The sequence below is a fragment of the Lyngbya confervoides BDU141951 genome (assembly GCF_000817775.3).
Lineage (GTDB): Bacteria > Cyanobacteriota > Cyanobacteriia > Thermosynechococcales > Thermosynechococcaceae > Lyngbya > Lyngbya confervoides.
Genome location: NZ_JTHE03000103.1, coordinates 47,189 through 66,241 on the forward strand (window position 1 = coordinate 47,189; position 19,053 = coordinate 66,241).

The window sequence follows — 19,053 nt, forward strand, 5'->3', positions numbered from 1 at the left end:
AAATTCGAAGTATTTTGCAATAAAATTTGATTTTTGCTTTATTTGTGGCTTGTTTTGTAAATTTTGGAAGATCTTGGGTCTAAGGGCTTCTCTTGTACTAGATACTGGGATCGACGGGGTGTGTTTTGTCTATCGTTCTTTCTGGGGCACAGCAGCCTGTTGACGTTCCTATATGCCAAAAGTCAGTATTATTATTCCTGCCTTCAACGCCATGCAGTTCCTGCCTGAGGCCTGGGGGTCTGTTCAATCGCAAACGTTTCAAAACTGGGAGCTGATCATCGTTGATGATGGCAGTTCCGACCATATCCGTAGCTGGGGGAATCATCTTTCGGACTCAAGGGTTCGGTTTATTCATCAGCCCAATCAAGGGAAGTCCTGCGCGAGGAACCGCGGGATTTTGGTATCCCGCGGCAGGTATATTGCCTTTCTAGATGCCGATGATCTCTGGGATGAAACCAAGCTAGAGAAGCAGGTGGCGGTTTTGGATCAGCGGGATGCGGTGGGCCTGGTTTACACCTGGACCATGCTCGTGAATGAGGGGGGCCAGCCTACGGGAAGGATGATCTGCTCAACGGCTGAGGGCAATGTCATGCGCCAGCTGATCTTAAAAAACCTACTGGGATGTGGCAGCACGCCCCTCGTGCGGCGGCGGTGCTTTGAGGTGGCTGGAACGTTTTATCCAGACTTGCCCCTGGCTCAGGATTGGGACATGTGGATTAGAATTGCAGCCTACTTTCCCTTTGCGGTTATCCCGGAACCGCTGGTGCGCTACCGGCAGCACGCCAGGAATACCAGCACCAATTGGAGCTTGATGGAATCTTGCCGGGATCGGATTTTGCAGCGCGCGATCGCCCAAAATCCAGATCAGCTGGCACCCTTAGAGTCAGAGGCCTGCGGACGCTCGAACCTTTATTTGGGATGGTTAGCCATCCGCACCTTTGAGGCTAGAGCCGCGTTCCACTTTTGGTGGAAAACCAGTCGGCAGTCTCTAGAACTGGGATTATCGCGCGATGCGCTTCGTCTGCTGTTAGCCGTGGTGATTCTGGCCCTATTGGGAGCGCAAAACTACACCCGGATGACTGACATCAAGCATCGATATCTGGTGGAGCTCTATGGATCTGTGAAGCCATCAGGGACGTTGAGCCCGATGCAGACGCTCCTCCCAGCGGAAAGCGGTGGTAATCATTTCCTTTAGATCCTCGTACTGAGGCTGCCAGCCAATTTTTTGCTTGATTTTGTCCACCTGGGCGATCACCGCCGGAGGATCGCCGGGGCGCCGGGGCGTGACCTGGGTGGAAAAATCCACCTGGGAAACTGCCTTGACAGCATCAATGACTTCCTGAACGCTATAGCCCCGGCCGTAACCGCAGTTAAACAGATCGGAGGGATGTCCCGCCTCCAGGGATTGCAACACCAGCACATGAGCGGCAACCAGATCACTGACGTGGATGAAATCCCGTACACCGGTGCCATCGGGAGTTGGGTAATCGTTGCCGAAAATTTTGAGCTGAGGGTGGAGTCCCAAGGCAGTTTGACAGGCAAGTTTGATCAGATGGGTGGCCTTGGGCGTACTTTGGCCCAGTCTTCCGGCTGGATCACCCCCGGCAACATTGAAATAGCGCAGAATTCCATAGCGAAACCAGGGCTCGGACTTGGCCAGATCCTGAAGCATCCATTCATCGATGATTTTGGTGCGGCCGTAGGGACTGATGGGATGCAGGGGCGTGGTTTCCACGACCGGATTGGTGTGGGGAATTCCGTAAACTGCGGCGGTGGAGGACAGAATGAAGTAGGGAACTCGGTATTTTTGAATAGCCTGCAGCAGGTTTAAGGTGCCCGCAACGTTATTGCGGTAGTAGTTGAGGGGGTGGTGCACGGATTCTGGGACCACCGAACTGGCGGCAAAGTGCATGACCCCCTGAAAGGTGTGGGTGGTAAATATCTCGTCGAGGAGCTGAGCATTGCTCACATCGCCTACGATGAGCTGTGCTGGCGCGAGTACCGCCTCTGCAAACCCTGTAGCCAGGTTATCCAGGGCGGTTACCCGATAGCCTGCTTCCGTCAGGGCCAGGACTGCGTGGGATCCAATATAGCCAGCGCCGCCGGTGACCAGAATGTGGGAGGGATGAGAAGGGGGAGAAGCCATAGTGGTGTTGCTATTAGGGAGTGGCCCTTATTGTGTGGCCCTTATTGTGTGGCCCCTAGTGTGGCCATGGGGATGGGGATGGGCGAGGGTGGGGGCAGCCATGACCCCTGGGACAGGGATAGCGCTTAGGAAATGACGGAGGGGGCCGGGGTAGCGGGTGTGCTTGGGCTGAGGCCTTGATCGATCCGTTGTTCCAGAATTTGGGCTATCTGGCTGACATTTTTCGTTGATAGCATGCTTGTATGTCCCCCTGCCACCGTAAAAATCTGGATCTCTCCGGTTGTGCGTTTGCCCCAGCCTAGGTCGGCTTCTGCATAGAGTTCCCCATAGGGTTGATCAAATCCTGTCCCCTGACTGGCCTTAATCAACAGGATTGAGCCTTGAAAGCGAGTGCTGGGTTGATAGGTTTTCTCTGCCTGCAGATAGAGAGTGCGAACGGAGACATTGTGAAGGATACCTGGAATGGGCCGCGGTCCATTGGCCCAATAGGTGATGAGAATCTGAGCCTTGCCCTGTTCAAGCCAGGTAGCAAGCTGGGCTTTGAACCGAGACTGGGTGCGCATCACTATAAACCGCATGGCCTGCTGAAATCCCTTGAGGCGGGAGGGGCTGGCCGCAAAAATAGCCTTGATTTTGGCGAAGGGCACACTGTTTTCAGGAGAGGCGATCGCAACGGCCTGCACATCTGGAGATTCCATCAGCGCCAGCAGGGCCACTGACTTCCCCTGAGCTTGCAGTTGCAAGGCCACTTCAAAGGCCAGCACTCCGCCCGCGCACAATCCTCCTAATAGATAGGGGCCATGGGGTTGAATCGCCTGAATGGCCTGACAATAGTCTGCGGCCATAGCCGTGAGGGATGAATAGACTTCCGGTTGGCCCTGAACCTGGCGAGCCTGAAGTCCGTAGACCGCGCGATCGCCTCTCATTTGGGCTGCTAGATTCAGATAAAGGGAGGTATCGCCATCGGCGTCATGGAGGAGAAAGAGGGGGGGGTGGGTTTGGCCGCCGCGCAAGGGGACCACCAGGGCCTGCCCCTGGGAGGGCGATGTGCGGGTTAAACGAGTGGCAAGCTCACGAATGGTGGGGGCCTCTAGGAGCAGGGTTAAAGGGGCGGAATGCCCTAAACTCGCCTCAAGTTCGCTAAAAAAGCGCGCCACCAGGAGTGAGTGTCCCCCGAGTTCAAAAAAATTGTCGGTGACGCCTATGGGGTGAACCCCCAAAATCCTCTGCCAGATGGAAATTAGCTGGGTCTCAAGATCATTGTCGGGTGGGGTGATCGTGCGCTGTCGGTCTGGTGCCGGAGCGCTTAGCCTGTGCCGATCCACCTTGCCGTTGGCATTGAGAGGCAGGTCCGTCATCAGGACAAAGCTGCGGGGCACCATGTAGTCAGGCAGCGTTGCAGCTGAAAAGTCGCGTAACCCCTCCGGGTCCAGCTGTGCTCTGGGTTGAGGCACCACATAGGCGACCAGTCTCGAGTTTTCGGCTGCATCCTGATGCACCGTGACCACGGCCTGGGACACATCCGGATGGCGCTCCAGGCAGGTTTCAATTTCCGCCGGCTCAATGCGGAATCCTCGAATCTTGACCCGAAAATCTTGACGGCCCACGTATTCTAAATGGCCGTCCGATCGCTGACGGACTAAGTCCCCCGTTTTATACAGCAATTGCTGGGGAGAAAGGGGATTGGGAATAAAGCGTTCTGCGGTTCTTGAGGGCAATCGATGATAGCCAACCGCTAGGCCCGCTCCCCCGATGTGGAGTTCCCCCACTTGACCAGGGGGAACAGGTTGGAGGTTTTCATCGAGCACGAAGGTTTCCACGTTGGGCAGGGGCAGGCCAATGGGAATTTCCTCCGTTTCCGGATCAACCTTTGTGGTACTGGGGTCAAAGTAGGTGGCGCTAACGGTGGTTTCGGTGGGGCCGTAGGTGTTGATCCAGCGCACGGAAGATCCGACTAAACTTTGCCAGCGCCGATAGGCCGATCGTCTGGCCTTTTCACCGCCAACGACCACCAGGCGAGTCCTGCGAGGCAGCGATCGCTGCAGTCGGTCCATGCTGTACACGAGCTCGTGCCAAAATGCAGTGGGTAAGTTCAGTACCGTGATCTGATGCTGATCTAGGTAGTCGAGAAAGACCTGGATGGAATAGATGAGCGTCTCAGGACGCAGCACCACGGTGGCACCGCTGAGAAAGCTGGGATAAAGCTCTTCCACGATAATATCGAAGCTCAGACTGGCAAACTGCAGGACGCGATCGCCCGGTGCCAGGGCAAACAGCTGGGCCATGGCCTGGGCATGGTTACTCAGGCCGCGATGGGGAATCAGCACCCCCTTGGGTTGCCCCGTCGATCCAGAGGTGTAGATCATGTAGGCCAGGTGATCGGGCGCAGGTGCCTGTTCCAGATTGGCCGTCGAATACTGCGCGATTGTCTCGGCGGCTTGCTCCAGACACAGAATCTGACCAGGATAGTGATCCAGGGACCTCGCCCAATCTGGTTGGGTAATGAGAAGGGGAGCCTGAGAATGATCCAGCATGAAGATGCGTCGTTCTGCGGGATAATCCGGGTCAAGGGGAATATAGGCTCCTCCCGCCTTCAGCGTGCCTAAAAATGCCACGATCAGATCCAGCGATCGCGGCAGGTAAATGGCCACCAGCGTATTTTCACGCACCCCGTTCAGGCGCAAATATCGAGCGATTTGATTGGCGCGTTCATTGAGCTGTTGGTAGGTGAGGGCAGAATCTAGACTAGAGACGGCAATCTCTCTGGGGGTCCTGCTTGCCTGCGCCTCGAACAGTCGGGTAATGGCGATGTCGTAGGCTGGGGATGCCGGGTGATTGAGCCAGGGTGCTTGCGAGGGGGAATCATCTGAGTGGGATTGTCTAGAACGCTTCATCGGCAACTTCACGGATAGGGGGCAGCCTTGGGGGGGAGAGGGCATCCTGAAGGCTTGAGGGTTCTCCTGGCTTCGTGCAACTGAATTTCAGGGATATCAGAAAAGAATGGATTAAACCGCTATTATGGTCCTCTCTTGCTCCCAATGGCAAATCATCATCGGCCAGGCTTTCTCAAGACCTGTGTTTCAAACTTGAAAGCATAGAGGTTGAAAGATCTCGAAGGCGATTGTCAAACTGGAGCAAAGTTATGTTCAATATTATTCCCAGGCCACTCGCTTGCGGACCCTGCTCTTGATTAGGAATGGATGAAGCCAAACGCGCTACCGCATACGTTGAATAAGCTGTTTGCGAATCCCTTTATTCGCAACATGAGTTGGTTAGGATCAGCAGAGCTGGTGAATCGGCTGTTCCGTCTGGGAACGACCGTCACCCTGGCCCGTATGTTTACTCCGCAGGACTACGGGTTAATGGCCCTTGTTTACACCATTTATGAGTTTGCCCTGTCCTTTTCCATGGTCATGGGCTTTGGTGCCAAAATCATTCAGGCCAAAGAATCAGAGGTGCGCGCCATCTGCGAAACCACTTACTGGTTAAACTGGATCTTCTGTGGAGCCATCTTCCTGGGGCAGTGTCTAGCGGCCTACCCCATTGCCCAATGGTACGACAATGACCAGCTCATCTGGCCCCTGTGCGTGAGTGCCCTGGTTTACCTGGTTTTTCCAAACTATCTGGTCCAAAATGCCCTGATCGAGCGACGCAATCAGTTAAAGATCACGGCCCTGAGCACGGTGGCTCAGTCTCTGATTGCCAATGTCTTGACGGTTATTCTGGCGCTGCTGGGTTTAGGGATTTGGGCTATTGTCATCCCGATGCTGGTTTCGGCGCCCGTTTGGCTGGTTTTCTCCTGGTCCCACTGTGACTGGCGAGCGCCCCGGACGGTGCGCTTTGATCAGTTCGCGGCGGTTTTTCGATATAGCAAAAATCTATTGGGAATTGAGCTGCTGAGTAAGGTGCGACTGTATGCGGACTATTTAATTGTGGGAAAGTTTTTGGGGGTTGGGGAACTGGGGCTGTACTATTTTGCCTTTAATGCCGGGGCTGGGATTACGACCAAGGTGGCTGATGCCTATATGACGTCTTTATTTCCGCATCTTTGTGCGGCCCGAGAGCAAGCGGGTGGGGTCAGGGATCAGTATGTTAAGAGCATTAAGATCATTGCGATGACTCTCGTGCCGCTGGTGTTGCTCCAGGCGATCGCTGCACCGTTTTACGTGCCGATTATTTTTGGGCAGAAGTGGGTTGAGGCGGTTCCCCTGTTAATTCTGGTTTGCCTTTCAGTTCTTCCCCGCACCTTTGGAGAGGCCTCGGCTGAACTTCTCAAAGCGGTGGATCAAACCCGACTGGCACTGATTTTAGAGTTTTGTTTTACGGTGATTTTTATGTCTGTTCTGTTTTTCACGGCTCGCCTTGGAGTTTTGGCGGTGGCGCAGTCGGTGCTAATCTGCCACGCCCTGATTTTGCCGATCATGGCCTTTGGGGCGCAGCGGTATGTCTTCGCTCGCCTGGCGAAGCAGTCATTGTAGGGGGCATTGATGGCAACGCTGTCCCCCCCGCATTCCCCCCTGGTGTCCTGCATCATTATTTTTCTCAATGAGGCGCAATTTCTAGAGGCAGCCATTGAGAGTGTGATGGAGCAGACCTACCCAAACTGGGAGTTGCTGCTGGTGGATGATGGGTCAACCGATGCCAGCCCCGAGCTAGCCCAACGCTACGCGGCACAGTATCCTGACCAAATTCGCTACCTGACTCATCCCCAGCGCCAAAACCTCGGGATGAGTGCCTCGCGTAATTTAGGAATCCAACAGGCGCGGGGAAAATACATTTCCTATCTTGATGGGGATGATGTGTGGGTGCCCCACAAACTGGCAGATCAAGTGGGATTGCTGGAGCAATATCCTGAGGCCGCGCTGCTGGACTGTCCGCTGCTGGCTTGGCATAGCTGGACCGGCAATCCCGAAGATCAGGACCTTCTCTATGGAGCCGGCGATAGCGGTCAGCATCCCTACGGGGATCGACTGGTGCCTCCTCCCCGGCTGCTCTGTTTATTTCTTGAAGATGAGCAGTTTGTGCCCAGTGGAGGACTCATCCGGCGCGATGTGCTGCTAGAGGTTGGGGGTGGCGAGACAGATTTTCGCGATAGTTATGAGGATGCGGTGGTGTGGGTGAAGGTGTGCCTGAATTGGCCCGTGTATATTGCCAATCAATGCTGGTATTGGTATCGGATTCATCCGAACTCCTGCGAACGCACAGCCTATCAACGGGGTCTAGCGGAATCGAAGCGGTTAAAATACCTGCGCTGGGTGGCACAATATTTACGGCGTCAGGCTGTTCAAGAGGCTGACGTTTGGCGATCGCTACGATTCGCTCTTTGGCGTGCCCGCTGGATATGGTTTAAGGCCCAGATCAAGCGTCAGCTCCCCAGAACTTGGGGAGGTGCCTATTCCAGGGCAGCTCATGAAGATGGCTAAGGTGTTTTCCTTATATACTCTGACCCAAAATAATGGGATACAAGCCTCGCCCTTTCAGGGCGATTTCCTCTGAATAAACGCATCATCATTTATTCAAGATGCTATAGTGCAACCATGCTAATCATCACCTACGAGTACAAACTTGAACCGACGCTAGCGCAGGAAGCGGTTATAGATGACTGGCTAGAGATCTGCCGGAAAGTCTATAACTATGCACTGGCTGAGCGAAAAGATTGGGTGCGTTCTCGTAAGTCTTCCATTCATGCTTGCAGTATCGACCGGGAATACATCATCCCTGTTGATGCGAAGCGTCCAACTTTTGCCAGTCAGTGCAAATCGCTGGCGGCAGCCAAGCAGGAAATCCCAGCGCTAAAGCGACCCCATGCCCATGTGTTGCAGCAAGTTCTTAGAACGCTTGAGGCGTCATTTGTGGCGATGTGGGAGCGGGGACACGGGTTCCCTCGGTTCAAGAAACGGATGCGGTCGTTTGCATTCCCTCAGCTCAATCAGGGCGTAGTCAGGGGGAATCGCGTTAACCTGCCTAAACTTGGATGGGTCAAGATGCGGCTTTCTAGGCCAGCGCCGGAAGGGTTTGCGGCAAAGCAGCTTCGTGTGGTGAAGCGGGCATCTGGCTACTACGTCATGATTGTGTTTCAGTCTGATGTGGAGGTGGCAGCTGTGCAACCCCATGGAGAGCCCTTAGGCATTGATGTTGGCATTGAGAGCTATCTGGCGACTTCCGCTGGTGAGCTCGTCGAAAACCCTCGATTTTTCGTGCATGGACAACGCAAGCTGAAATCGCTGCAAGGTCAACTGAAGCGCCGGAAGAAAGGGTCTAATCGCTGGCTTGCCCTCCAAAGGAAGATTGCTCGACACCATGAGTATCTAGCCAATGCCCGGAAAGACTTTCAGTTCAAACTCGCTCACCATCTCTGCGACCAGGCGGGAATGGTGTTTGTTGAGAAACTAAACCTTAAAGGTCTGGCGAAAGGGATGCTTGCTGGGCAATGCCTTGATGCAGCGTGGGGTCGCTACCTTTCAACCCAGGAATGGGTGTGCTGGAAGCGTGGAGTCTACTTTGCTGCGGTTGAGGCATCGGGCACCGGTCAGGAATGTCCAGGATGTGCAGTGGTCGTCAAAAAAGATTTATCTGTTCGAATCTATGAATGCCCTGAGTGTGGCTACACCACTAACCGAGATGTGGCGTCGGCTCAGGGAGTACGCAATAGAGGACTTGCAGCCGTGGGGCACACGGACAAGAAGCTCAGGGAGGGCAATGCCGAATGGGCACCCAGCGAACTGAGAATCCCTACGCCTCTGGGCCGGGGAGTGTCAAACGGATGAGATCTAGGCTAATCCGCAAGCTTCGTCAAGCGAAAACCTGGGCGCGTGAGCGCCTTTATCCCAGGGCTGTTATTTTGATGTATCACCGCATCGGGGATCCTGGTGTTGACCCCTGGTCCCTGTGCGTGAGTGCCGAAAACTTTGAGGCGCAACTGCGGGTGCTGCAACAGCAGGCCCAGCCCATCTCGTTGCAAGCTTTGGCGGCGGCTCATCGGCAGGGCTCGATTCCTGAAGGCGCTGTCGTGATTACCTTTGATGATGGCTACGCGAACAACCTGTACCAGGCTAAACCCATTCTGGAGCAGCTGGGCGTTCCGGCCACGGTGTTTGTGACCAGTGGCTACCTGGGATCGGCGCGAGAATACTGGTGGGACGATCTTGAGCAAATGCTGCTCCGACCGGAGGCCTTGCCAGACCATTTACCCGCTGACCTTGCTCCCCGTCATCGCCCTTGGTTCCTGGGAGACGCCGCTGCAGCCTGGCGGACTACGGGCGATCGCGCTGCTTTCCTGGAGGTGCCCGAGGTCAGGGCGCGGTTTTATCATCAGATGTGGGAATATCTAGCGCCCATGTCTGAATCGGAGCGAAATTCTCTTCTGGAGAAGATGCGCCACTGGTCGGAGGCCTCCGCGACGCCTCGGGAGAGTCATCGGCCCATGACCCCAGAGGAAGTTTGCACCCTAGCGGCGGGTGGGCTGGTGGAGATTGGTGCCCACACCCTGACCCACCCTCGTCTTTCGGTCCTGTCGCGAGAGCAGCAGCGCCAGGAGATTGAGGGGAGCAAGCAGGCACTAGAGGCAATTTTGCACCACACCGTTGCCAGTTTTGCCTATCCCTTTGGCAATTTTGTGCCCGAGACGGTGCCCCTGGTTGCCGAAGCAGGATTTACCCAGGCCTGTTCCACGGTGGATGAAACCGTGTGGGGGAACAGTAAGGCCCTCGAGCTGCCGCGATTTGAGGTTCAAAATTGGAGCGGGCCGGACTTTTCCCGTAAGCTTGCTCGCTGGTTGTCATGACAAACCTGCCCTTAATTTCCACCATCATGATTTTCTTCAATGGTGAGCGGTTTATGGACGCAGCCATTGAAAGTGTCCTCGGGCAAACCCATGAAAACTGGGAGCTGTTGCTGGTGGATGATGGGTCTACCGATGGCAGCACAGCCATGGCCCAGCGCTATGCCCAGCGCTATCCTGAGCGAATTCGCTATCTAGAGCATCCCCAGCATCAAAACCGCGGCATGAGCGCCACGCGCAATCTTGGAATTCAGCAATCGAGCGGTGAATATGTGGCCTTTCTCGATGCCGATGATGTTTGGCTACCCCATCATTTGCAGCATCAGCTGTCTATCCTGCTCCGGCAGCCTGAGGCCATGGCAGTATTTGGTCCCACGTTGTTCTGGTATAGCTGGGATGAGGACAATCCCAAACCCGATGTGATTCGGGAACTGGGGCTAAGGCCGGATTGGCTCTATCAGCCTCCCCAGCTTCTCCCGCTACTGCTGCAAGAAAAGGCCCAGACACCTGCAACCTGTAGCATTCTGATCCGTAAGACTCTATTTGAAAAAATTGGTGGATTTTTAGAGCAGTTTAAGGGCTGCTATGAAGATCAGGCCTTTTTCTCAAAGGTGTATCTCCAGGCTGCGGTGTACGTCGATAGTGAATGTTGCGATCGCTACCGACAGCACTCAGCCTCCCACTGCGCCATTGCGGTCCAGAATGGAACCTATCACCGCTTTCGAGCCAATGCGGCCCATCGAGCCTTTCTCCGTTGGTTAACGGACTATTTAATCCAGCAGCAGGTCAAGGATCCCCAGGTGTGGCAGGCGTTACAGCGGGCAAAGTGGCCCTATCGATACCCCTGGCTGTATCAAATTTGGTATCCCATCAAGCGCACCCGAGATGCCCTGCGGCGACGATTGGCGAGAGGTTTTTGGTGACTCAGGCACAGGATCGAGGGGGAGAATACCGTTGCTCGCTATCTGGTTCCCTTTATTCCATGGATTATTCCATCAATACATTTGCCTGAATTTCCTCGTTAAGCCTAAGTTAAGATGAGGGGCAGCATCGGGAGCTGATGTTGCGACGCTTTGCCCTGCTTCCTGCAACTGACTGATTGAAGCCGCTTTCTATGCATAGAATTTCCTTGAAATCAGGCAACGTTGCCATCTTTTTGGCCCAGTTTGTCCTGGGCCTCCATCTCATTAATTTAATGTTCCAGGTTAATCGCTTCTACGGCACTGGCTATGACGGGCACCTTTATTCATTGTTTCATGTTGGTTTTGATAGCAACATTCCGACCTGGTACTCATCCTGGTTGCTGTTTCTGGCGGCCCTGTTGTCTGTTTTAGTTTCCCTGGGGCGAATCCGTGGCCAAAATTCAGGATACCCTGCCCGAAAATCCTGGTTGGGTTTGGCCTTGCTGCTGTTCCTAATGTCCCTTGACGAGACTGCGATGATGCACGAGCGCCTGGGCGACATAATTGAAAAACAGGTTCAAAACCTGGGTGGTTTTTTTTACTATGGATGGGTGCTGTTTGGGATTCCACTGGGGGGGCTGCTGCTTGGGCTGGGCTATCGCATGGTGGTTGGTCTGCCCCAGCGGGTCAAGCGCTTTTGCATTTTAGCCGGGGTGATGTTTTTTACGGGCGCGCTTGGGTTTGAGATGCTCAGTGCCAATCAAGCCTATATCTACGGGCACGTCACCTTCTCCTTAGAGCTGCTGACTGCCCTTGAGGAGCTGTTTGAGATGAGCGCCGTGGTGATCTTAATCCACGCCTTGTTGATTTACGTGGAGCAGTATTTTGAGCCCATGCAATTGACCCTTGGGCGCTTGCCAGAGAAGGTGTCTCGGCCATGAGGGGCTGTTGGTAACTCCCTTGGCACAGCGGCAGCATGGAGGGTCTTCTATCCTTAGGTTCTGAGGGCGGGGCGAAGGGTGCGACGCAGCCGATAGCCAAGGCTGAGAATCCTGTGATATCCCACGGGGCCAAAAAGCCGCATCAGGGTCATTGCGAGCAGCAATCGCCCGTGTTCCCGCGAAAACCTAAGGCTGGGATCGTACTGGAGGGCCTGTCTTAAGAAGCGTCGGGCCTGTTTGTAGTCCTGGGCTTGGCTTTGGATGGGTTTCCAGGCCAAACAGTAAAGATAAAAATGACCGCAGCTTTTGGCCTGGAGGGTCAGATCCTCTGAGGCAGCTTGGGAAAAGGTCTTCTTCATCACGCGCTGAAAACTTTGGGCCATTGCGGTCCAGTTTTTAGAAGCGCTTTGGGGATGCTGGCGGTATTGGACTAACGGGATTGGAACCACCTGAAATGGATAGTGACGCGCCAAGCGAAGCCACATGTCCCAATCCTCTAAAAATGACCCAAGTTGAGTGTCAAAGACACCGCAGTGGTCAAAGCATTGCCGCCGCACCAGCGCCACGCTGCCGCATTCAACGATATTGTGCTGGGTGAGTGCTGGCCAGATCTTCCCCTGCAGCTGGTGCTGGTGAATTCGACCGGTGGGCTGACCCTGGGAATCGATATTGGCCACCCAGGTATACACTAAGCCCACCTCCGGTTCACGGTCTAAAACCTTGACCTGATGCGCTAGCTTTTCAGGATGCCAGAGATCGTCGGCATCTAAAAAGGCAATGTATTCCCCTGAGGATTCTCGAATGCCGGTGTTTCTAGCCCCGGCTAATCCCTGGTTGCTCTGTGAAATGAGCTGAACTTGAGGATGTGGATGCGATCGCACCCAGGGGATAATGCCATCGGTACTGCCATCGTCGACCAAAATAATCTCAAAATCGCGAAAGGTTTGACTGAGGGCTGAGGCCAGGGTCTCGGGGAGAAAGGCCATGGCATTATAGGCCGGGATGACGATGGAAACCTGGGGCATGATTAGGCTGGAGGGTAGGGCAAGGGGGGCGCTGTCTGAACTGTCTGAACAGCGCTGACATGCAAAGTAGGAACCGGAATCAGATCTGTTCTGGAGAGAGCTTGGAAATCGCAGGACTGGGACGGATTAATCTTGAGAGTTTGCAAATTGTAGAGAGAGTAGGGTCCAAACTGGTAAACCAACTGTGTCTGGAGATCCACCCGCGGCCTATCCACTGCGTAGAACTGTAGCTGATATTGCTCAGCCAAGCATTGAAGCCGGGCAGGAGACAGCTGGCGAAAGTTGGCCTCCACTTCCTGATCCGCTGCAAACCCACGCTGCTTGAATGGTTGGGCATTATTGGCCAGCCGTAGACGATATAGCCAATCCCAGGCTTGCTGATTTTGGGGAATGGCCTGGGTGAGCACAAAGGCCGGGCGTTGGGCCAGGATCAAAAAATTATTCCAAGTGGGCGGCACTAAAAAGCGACTCTCTGGGGGGCTGTTATGGCGGATCCAGGACATGATCTGATCCTTGGGGTTGCGCGGAGTAAGCTGCAGCGACTCCGCCCAGGGCCTCAGGGTGAGGATAGATCGCAGGGGCAAATCATTCACCCCTGCCAGCAGCAGACCTACGCTAATCAGGACGCCAACACAGAGAAGGCTGCTTTGGACCAGCGATCGCCGTAGGGGGTACTGCAGGGTGACCCACAACGCGATGGGCAGGAATAGATAGCAAAAGAGGGGCAAAAATCCGTCGGCAATGCGAAAGGGGTAGAGCTGCAAAAAAGCGTAGTGCCCCTGGATAAACGCCCCCACCCCCAGGCCAAACAGCACGAGAGTCCCGGTGGAAAAGCCCAGAAACAGCGTTTTCGCTGATTTAGAAATTGGCAACAGCACCAGGGCCAGGTAGGTGCCAAGGGTGATTAACCCCACGCGAATCAGAACCTTTGGGGGAAGAAACAGGGTGGGGTCAAGATGATGGGGGAACCGGAAGAGGGTCATCAACTGACCCAGACTCTGGTAGGGGGGAAGGGGACCTAATCCCGTAGCCTCATTCTGGCTTAGGGTCTGGATGCTGAGGATGACCGCCGGGAGCACCAGCAGTAAGGCCAAAGCTGCAGCCCGCCCATAGGCTCGGGGCGCGATCTGTCCAGGTTGAACCAGGAGAACCGAGAAGAGAATCAGTGCGCTCCAGCCTCCCACCAGGATATGCAGCCAAACCGCGAGGCTAAGGGCCATGGCCATGGCCATCCAGCGCGATTGGAGTGCAAAATACAGCCCCCATAGCACCGATAGGTAAGCAAAGGGTTTTTGCTCAGCACCGCCAATCACCCATTCCCCCGTAGCCCCAAACTGACCGGCAATGACCCACAGGGAAAGCCCCAGCCAGGCGGGTGTGCGGGGAAGCTGAAGATGACGCAAAATCAGGAGAACCACGCCTGCCAGAAGCAGCGTTTCCAGGGCGCGCAGAATTAAGGCGATCGCGATGGCATCGAGTCCGATCTTCCACAACGGGACAATGGCGATGGAAAAGAGGAGACCATGCACCTGGCCTGAGGCAGGTCCGGCGTACCAGTCAGTGGCTAAAAAACCGGGATTGGCCCACTGCTGACTTTTCAGTAGATAAATGCCTTCGTTAAAAATTAAGCTAGGGCCGCCGAAGGACAGGAACGCGAGGGTGAAAAACAGCCCCATTGCCAGGGAAGCAGACTGTTTTGGGTTAAGGGGAATCCATGACTTCATCATTGGGGGTAGCGGTGCAGGCGTTGGTCTTTCTCGGGAAAGATTACAAGTTCTGTCGGTAGAGCGCCAGGTGGATGAGATACCAAACCCCTGCGCCAATCAGAATCGGGAACGTCACAATGCTCAGATAAATCATAGAGGCTGCGATCGCCTGGTCATCGCTAATGCCAAAGGGAGATAACCCGGCGATAAAGCAAACCTGCATCGTCCCCAGGTAGGCTGGCGCTGAGGGCAGCGTCAGCCCCGCGATTGTGATAGGCAAAATTACCAACCCCGCCCAAATAGGCAGGTTCAGGCCAAAGGCCGCGAGGCTGCAAGTGATGCAGCCAGCCACCAGCACCCATTGCACCAGAGACAGCAGTCCAATGGGCAGCAGGTGGGCATGGGCAAAGGCCGCGCCTATGCCTGTCCCGATCTCCTTGAGCTGGTGACTCACCTTCTGGCTCCAGCGCTGGGGCAGCAGGTGGGCCAGCAGCCGAATCAGACTGCCCCGCAAGGGGTTTGGAACAGCCAGGATGGCCAGAGGGACCAAGATCACTAATCCCATCATGGCAAGCGCGACCAGGGCATCGCTCAGGATTTGAGGGGCCTGGGTTTGCAAGAGCAGGGTCCAGCCTGTGATCGCAATTACCGCGGCAAAATCATAGAATCGCTCCGCGGCAATGCTGCCCAAGATGGAGCTAACCGATAGTCCCAAGGGGCTGCGAGTTGTCAGGGCTCTTAACAGTTCGCCGGAATGGGGAATAACCGCATTAGCTGCAGTTCCCCAGGTTACGGCCCGCAGCAGGCTTAAAAACGGCCGCTGCTCAGTGCGCTCAGCCAGCAAAAAGCTCCAGCGCCATGTCCGAGCCAGCAAATAGAGACTGTAAATAAAAATACCGTAAAGAATAAATCGATGATCTACGGGCTCAATGGCGGAGACCACCGCGCGCCAGGAGGTGCGCCGGAAGGCCAGGGTGAGAAAAAAGGTGCCGCAGGCCAGGCCTAGGGCTAAATTACGGAAGGATCCCTGCAGGCCGCGACTGGAGGTTGGGGGGGTGGGGGTGGTCATGGGGACGCAAGTTAAAGATTGCGAAGGAGTTGGGTGACGCATGCAGCGGCGACGCGGATGCTGGAGTTCCAGGAGGTGATATAGGGATAAACCTGGGCGGTCGTCGCCAGATAAATCCGAGACTGCCCCAGTCGGATGCGAGGTTGATAGCGACTATAGCCGAGGGGATAGATGGGCTCGACGTAGGGGGTTCTAAATAGACGAGTATCCACGATATTGTCAGGGGTGATGCCCAGCGGCGCGTAGAGGTCCAAGAACTGTTCCAGCCATTCTTTTTCAAGGGTATTGGTGGCGCGTTGGTATAGGTCTGATTGAGGGTGCGTATATTTCATGAGGTAGGCGGCATGATACCCGCCATAGTGATCGGGCGCAATGAGTGCCGAGGACTCCACCATGCCGTCGAATCCGGTCTGAGATCGGAGGATGGGAGTCCAGTAGTAGCCCGTCACGGGCCGATCGAGAAAAATCAGAAGATTGATCACGCCCTGATAGGTTAGCTTGGGGAGGGTTGCGGCACCATCGATACCCTGGGCCATCTCAGCCAATAGGTGCAGAGGGATGGTTGAAATCAGCGCATCAAAGCTAAAGGTGCCCTGTTGCGTGGTGGCGATCACTGCAGAGTCGGACTGCTGAAGCTGAAGAACGGGCTGCTCCAAGACCAGATGTCCCCCATGGGCGGCGATCGCTTCGGCCAAGGCCTTAATAAACCCGTATAGTCCTCCTTGGAGATAGCCGCGCTCCCCCACATTGCTTTCGCGTCCCAGTCGCTTTTTCAGATAGAGACCGGGGAGTTCGCCAGCCTTGGCCCCAAACTTTGCGGCAAACAGAGGCTGCCAAAACAGGTCCCAAAGATCTGATCCGAACAGCTGCGTGAGCCAGTCGCCCATTGGGGTGTAATCCAGACGCTGATCGTTGCCCAGATATTTCAGCAGAAGCGACATGGCCCCCAAGCGAACCCGCTGCAGGAAGGAGAGGGGGGTAAATCTAAGCAGATCCAGGGCGCTGTTGAAGGGATAATGATGGCCCTGGTAGACCATTCCCATAAAGGTTTTTTGCCAGTAGAGCCGATCTGAGAGACCTAGATCCTCGATGAGCTGCAGGAAATAGTCGTCACTGGGCATGATGCAGTGATAAAAGCGGTCAATCTGCCGACCTTGATGCTCAAAAAAGGTGCCCAGACCCCCGAGCTGAGGGCTAGACTCCAGGACTGTAACCTGATGCCCTTGGGTGGCCAGCCGGTAGGCGCAGGATAATCCGGCAATACCGCCCCCAATGATTCCAATCTTGGCTGCCATGGGCAATTTCCTTTAAAGCTGATGATAGGGAGGCGGGCTGATGCGATCGCGCAGGGCCAGCTTTAGATACTGCAAGATGGTGCGTAGCACCTTAATCTTGCTGGTGCTGAGCTTGCGGTTGTACTGAAGCTGAAAGGGAACTTCCACAATTTGGGGATGGCAGTATCTCAGCTTGAGCAGCAGCTCCACCATGCAGGCAAAGCCACGCTCCTCAATCAGGCGCTCGCCCCAGTGTTTCACGGCTCGCTCCAGAATTGAAAGTCGATAGGCGCGAAAGCCACTGGTAAAGTCGTGAATTTCACGGTCTAGGGGCAGAACGGTTTTAAAACAAAGAGCCGCCCCCCGAGATAGCAAGCGTCGCAGCGGTGGTGCGGTACTATCGTCTCCTCCGGCCACAAACCGCGAGGCGATGGCAATGTCTGCCCCCTGCACAATGGCTTGAGCCAGCAGTGGCACCAGACGAGGATCATGGGTATCATCGGCATCCATCAGCACCATGACATCCTCCGGGCCGCCCTGCCGGATTGCCGCTTGAATCCCGGTCTGCACCGCCTGTCCCAGGCCTAAATTCTGGGGATGATCCAGGATCGTAAGATCTAGACCGGCTGCCGCCGTTTGGGCCACAGTTTTGGTGGCGTCCGTTGATCCGTCATTAACCACAAAAATCTTCAGATGATCTCGCTGCGTCGCTGGCAGGGCAGAAAAGCGCCCCAGTAAATTGGGCAGGGACTCTTCTTCGTTGAAAGCCGGTAAAATCAGATAAATGATCATGATTGTCAGGGTTAAAAAAGCTCTAGTGAAGAGCAGTGGCGTGAATCCGGGGGGACCGACAGAAGCCTTTCAAAATCTTGGACAGGAGGTTTTTCTTGCCCCTTGATGCTTTGCGACTGAATGGTGTCTTTTGACGTTTGATACTATCCCGGAATTTGGGAGGGCGGATTCAATTCAAACAAATTGTTATTCAAACAAATTGTTAGCGTTCTAAACGCGGACCGGCCTCTGTGCCTGGCTGTTCGGTCAGGGCGCATGGGCGAAGTTTTCCCGGAACAATTGGGCAGGGGGACTCCGCGCCTGGAGGCAGTGGAGCTAAATCCTAGGATGCCCCTGGGGGTCGGCCTACTGTTCTTCAGTCCTTGGAGTCTTGCTTGGGCAAGAGAGTTCTTTTTAAGATCATGGTTCTTGTTTCCCGCAACGGTGGCATTGGGTTGGATCCTAGGAGTGTTTGAAATGCCCCAACTTGCCAGCATTTCGCTGGATTTAGACAACCAGTGGTCCTACATGCGCGCTCAGGGTATTCCTGGCTGGGATCAGTTTCCCTCCTATTTACCGCAGCTGGTGCCCAAAATTTTGCAAGTCCTGGAGCAACTCGACCTCAGGCTGACGGTGTTTGTGGTGGGGCGTGACGCGGAAGTGGCCGAAAATATTCCCTGCCTGCGGGCCTTTGTGGCTGCGGGGCACAGCCTCGGGAATCACAGTTACCTCCATCAGCCCTGGATGCATGAAGCGTCCGTTGAAGCAATCCGGGCGGAACTCGAACAGGCGGAACAGGCAATCCAACAAGCCACTGGACAGATCCTCACTGGTTTTCGCGGGCCAGGATTTGCCGTATCTCGGGAGTTATTAGCCCTGCTCCAAGATCGGGGCTATCGTTACGATGCGTCTGTTTTCCCCACCTATCTGGGATCCATTGTGCGGCGAGCCTCGCTGCGCGGTGTGCCCTTGGCCCATCGGCCCCGACGGAAACCGCAATTTGGCACCTTTGCCGATGGCTTTCGTCCGCTAAGGCCCTATCGTTGGCAGGTGAATCGGCAGACGCTTCTGGAAATCCCGGTGACGACCCTGCCGATCCTGCGGATTCCCATTCATTTTACCTACCTTCACTTTTTGGCCCAGCGGTCTAGATCCCTGGCAACTGTGTACTTTCATCTGGCGCTGGGGCTTTGTCAACTGTTTCGGATGGAGCCTTCCTTTCTGTTGCATCCTCTGGATTTTGTGGGAGGGGACCAGGTGCCTGAGCTCAGGTCGTTTCCAGGGATGGGGATGCGAAGCGATCGCAAATGTGCGCTGACGGTTCAGTATCTCAAGACCCTGCAACGGCGCTATCGGCTGATGGCGCTCTCGGACTATGTGGAGGTGGTCGCTCAGCGGGACCGGTGGAGAACGGTGGTGTTGTAGGGTGATCCCTCTGC

Annotated in this window: 15 protein-coding genes; 8 read left to right on the forward strand and 7 right to left on the reverse strand. The window is 55.1% G+C overall.

What is annotated here, in order from left to right; all coding sequences use genetic code 11:
• Nucleotides 1-172 precede the first annotated feature (172 nt).
• Nucleotides 173-1,195, forward strand: coding sequence for a glycosyltransferase family 2 protein (locus tag QQ91_RS17795; protein ID WP_166276757.1), 1,023 nt, complete (start codon nucleotides 173-175; stop codon nucleotides 1,193-1,195).
• Here QQ91_RS17795 and galE read toward each other — a convergent pair.
• Both galE and QQ91_RS17805 read right to left on the reverse strand, forming a co-directional pair.
• Nucleotides 1,130-2,146, reverse strand: coding sequence for a UDP-glucose 4-epimerase GalE (galE, locus tag QQ91_RS17800; RefSeq protein WP_166276760.1), 1,017 nt, complete (start codon nucleotides 2,144-2,146; stop codon nucleotides 1,130-1,132). The two genes, QQ91_RS17795 and galE, sit on opposite strands and share 66 nt — an antisense overlap.
• 125 nt (nucleotides 2,147-2,271) lie before the next feature.
• Nucleotides 2,272-5,040, reverse strand: coding sequence for an amino acid adenylation domain-containing protein (locus tag QQ91_RS17805; protein ID WP_166276763.1), 2,769 nt, complete (start codon nucleotides 5,038-5,040; stop codon nucleotides 2,272-2,274).
• Nucleotides 5,041-5,346: 306 nt separating this feature from the next.
• On the opposite strand from QQ91_RS17805, the gene QQ91_RS17810 reads away from it, so the two are divergent.
• The 6 genes from QQ91_RS17810 to QQ91_RS17835 all read left to right on the forward strand — a co-directional run bounded on the left by QQ91_RS17810 (nucleotide 5,347) and on the right by QQ91_RS17835 (nucleotide 11,769).
• The gene (locus tag QQ91_RS17810) at nucleotides 5,347-6,624 is read left to right on the forward strand and encodes a lipopolysaccharide biosynthesis protein (RefSeq protein WP_166276766.1); all 1,278 of its coding nucleotides are present in this window, start codon (nucleotides 5,347-5,349) and stop codon (nucleotides 6,622-6,624) included.
• A 9-nt stretch (nucleotides 6,625-6,633) separates the two neighbouring features.
• On the forward strand, nucleotides 6,634-7,569 hold the full coding sequence (locus QQ91_RS17815) for a glycosyltransferase family 2 protein (protein WP_166276769.1): 936 nt from the start codon (nucleotides 6,634-6,636) through the stop codon (nucleotides 7,567-7,569).
• A 114-nt stretch (nucleotides 7,570-7,683) separates the two neighbouring features.
• A complete protein-coding gene (locus QQ91_RS17820) occupies nucleotides 7,684-8,913 on the forward strand; it encodes an RNA-guided endonuclease InsQ/TnpB family protein (protein WP_166276773.1) in 1,230 nt (409 codons plus the stop codon).
• On the forward strand, nucleotides 8,910-9,929 hold the full coding sequence (locus tag QQ91_RS17825; RefSeq protein ID WP_166276776.1) for a polysaccharide deacetylase family protein: 1,020 nt from the start codon (nucleotides 8,910-8,912) through the stop codon (nucleotides 9,927-9,929). The genes QQ91_RS17820 and QQ91_RS17825 overlap by 4 nt, the downstream gene beginning before the upstream one ends.
• Nucleotides 9,926-10,849: a glycosyltransferase family 2 protein gene (locus QQ91_RS17830; protein WP_166276779.1), complete on the forward strand. Its 924-nt coding sequence runs from the start codon at nucleotides 9,926-9,928 to the stop codon at nucleotides 10,847-10,849. The genes QQ91_RS17825 and QQ91_RS17830 overlap by 4 nt, the downstream gene beginning before the upstream one ends.
• 191 nt (nucleotides 10,850-11,040) lie before the next feature.
• Entirely contained in the window at nucleotides 11,041-11,769 is a 729-nt protein-coding gene (locus tag QQ91_RS17835; RefSeq protein WP_166276782.1) for a DUF8692 domain-containing protein, read from the forward strand.
• Nucleotides 11,770-11,822: 53 nt separating this feature from the next.
• Here QQ91_RS17835 and QQ91_RS17840 read toward each other — a convergent pair whose 3' ends face one another.
• The 5 genes from QQ91_RS17840 to QQ91_RS17860 are packed head-to-tail and all read right to left on the reverse strand — an operon-like array spanning nucleotide 11,823 to nucleotide 17,635.
• Nucleotides 11,823-12,794 carry a glycosyltransferase family 2 protein gene (locus QQ91_RS17840; protein ID WP_166276785.1) on the reverse strand — a complete coding sequence of 324 codons (972 nt, stop codon included), beginning with the start codon at nucleotides 12,792-12,794 and terminating at the stop codon, nucleotides 11,823-11,825.
• A gap of 2 nt (nucleotides 12,795-12,796) precedes the next feature.
• Nucleotides 12,797-14,521 carry a DUF6798 domain-containing protein gene (locus tag QQ91_RS17845; RefSeq protein WP_166276788.1) on the reverse strand — a complete coding sequence of 575 codons (1,725 nt, stop codon included), beginning with the start codon at nucleotides 14,519-14,521 and terminating at the stop codon, nucleotides 12,797-12,799.
• Between the two features lie 40 nt (nucleotides 14,522-14,561).
• Nucleotides 14,562-15,569, reverse strand: a complete 1,008-nt coding sequence (locus QQ91_RS17850; protein WP_166276791.1) for a lysylphosphatidylglycerol synthase transmembrane domain-containing protein — start codon at nucleotides 15,567-15,569, stop codon at nucleotides 14,562-14,564.
• A gap of 11 nt (nucleotides 15,570-15,580) precedes the next feature.
• Nucleotides 15,581-16,864, reverse strand: coding sequence for an FAD-dependent oxidoreductase (locus tag QQ91_RS17855; protein ID WP_166276794.1), 1,284 nt, complete (start codon nucleotides 16,862-16,864; stop codon nucleotides 15,581-15,583).
• Between the two features lie 12 nt (nucleotides 16,865-16,876).
• On the reverse strand, nucleotides 16,877-17,635 hold the full coding sequence (locus QQ91_RS17860; RefSeq protein WP_166276797.1) for a glycosyltransferase: 759 nt from the start codon (nucleotides 17,633-17,635) through the stop codon (nucleotides 16,877-16,879).
• 456 nt (nucleotides 17,636-18,091) lie between these two features.
• On the opposite strand from QQ91_RS17860, the gene QQ91_RS17865 reads away from it, so the two are divergent.
• Nucleotides 18,092-19,039 (forward strand): polysaccharide deacetylase family protein, encoded by a 948-nt coding sequence (locus QQ91_RS17865; protein WP_166276800.1) that lies wholly within the window; start codon nucleotides 18,092-18,094, stop codon nucleotides 19,037-19,039.
• The last annotated feature ends 14 nt before the right edge of the window (nucleotides 19,040-19,053 follow it).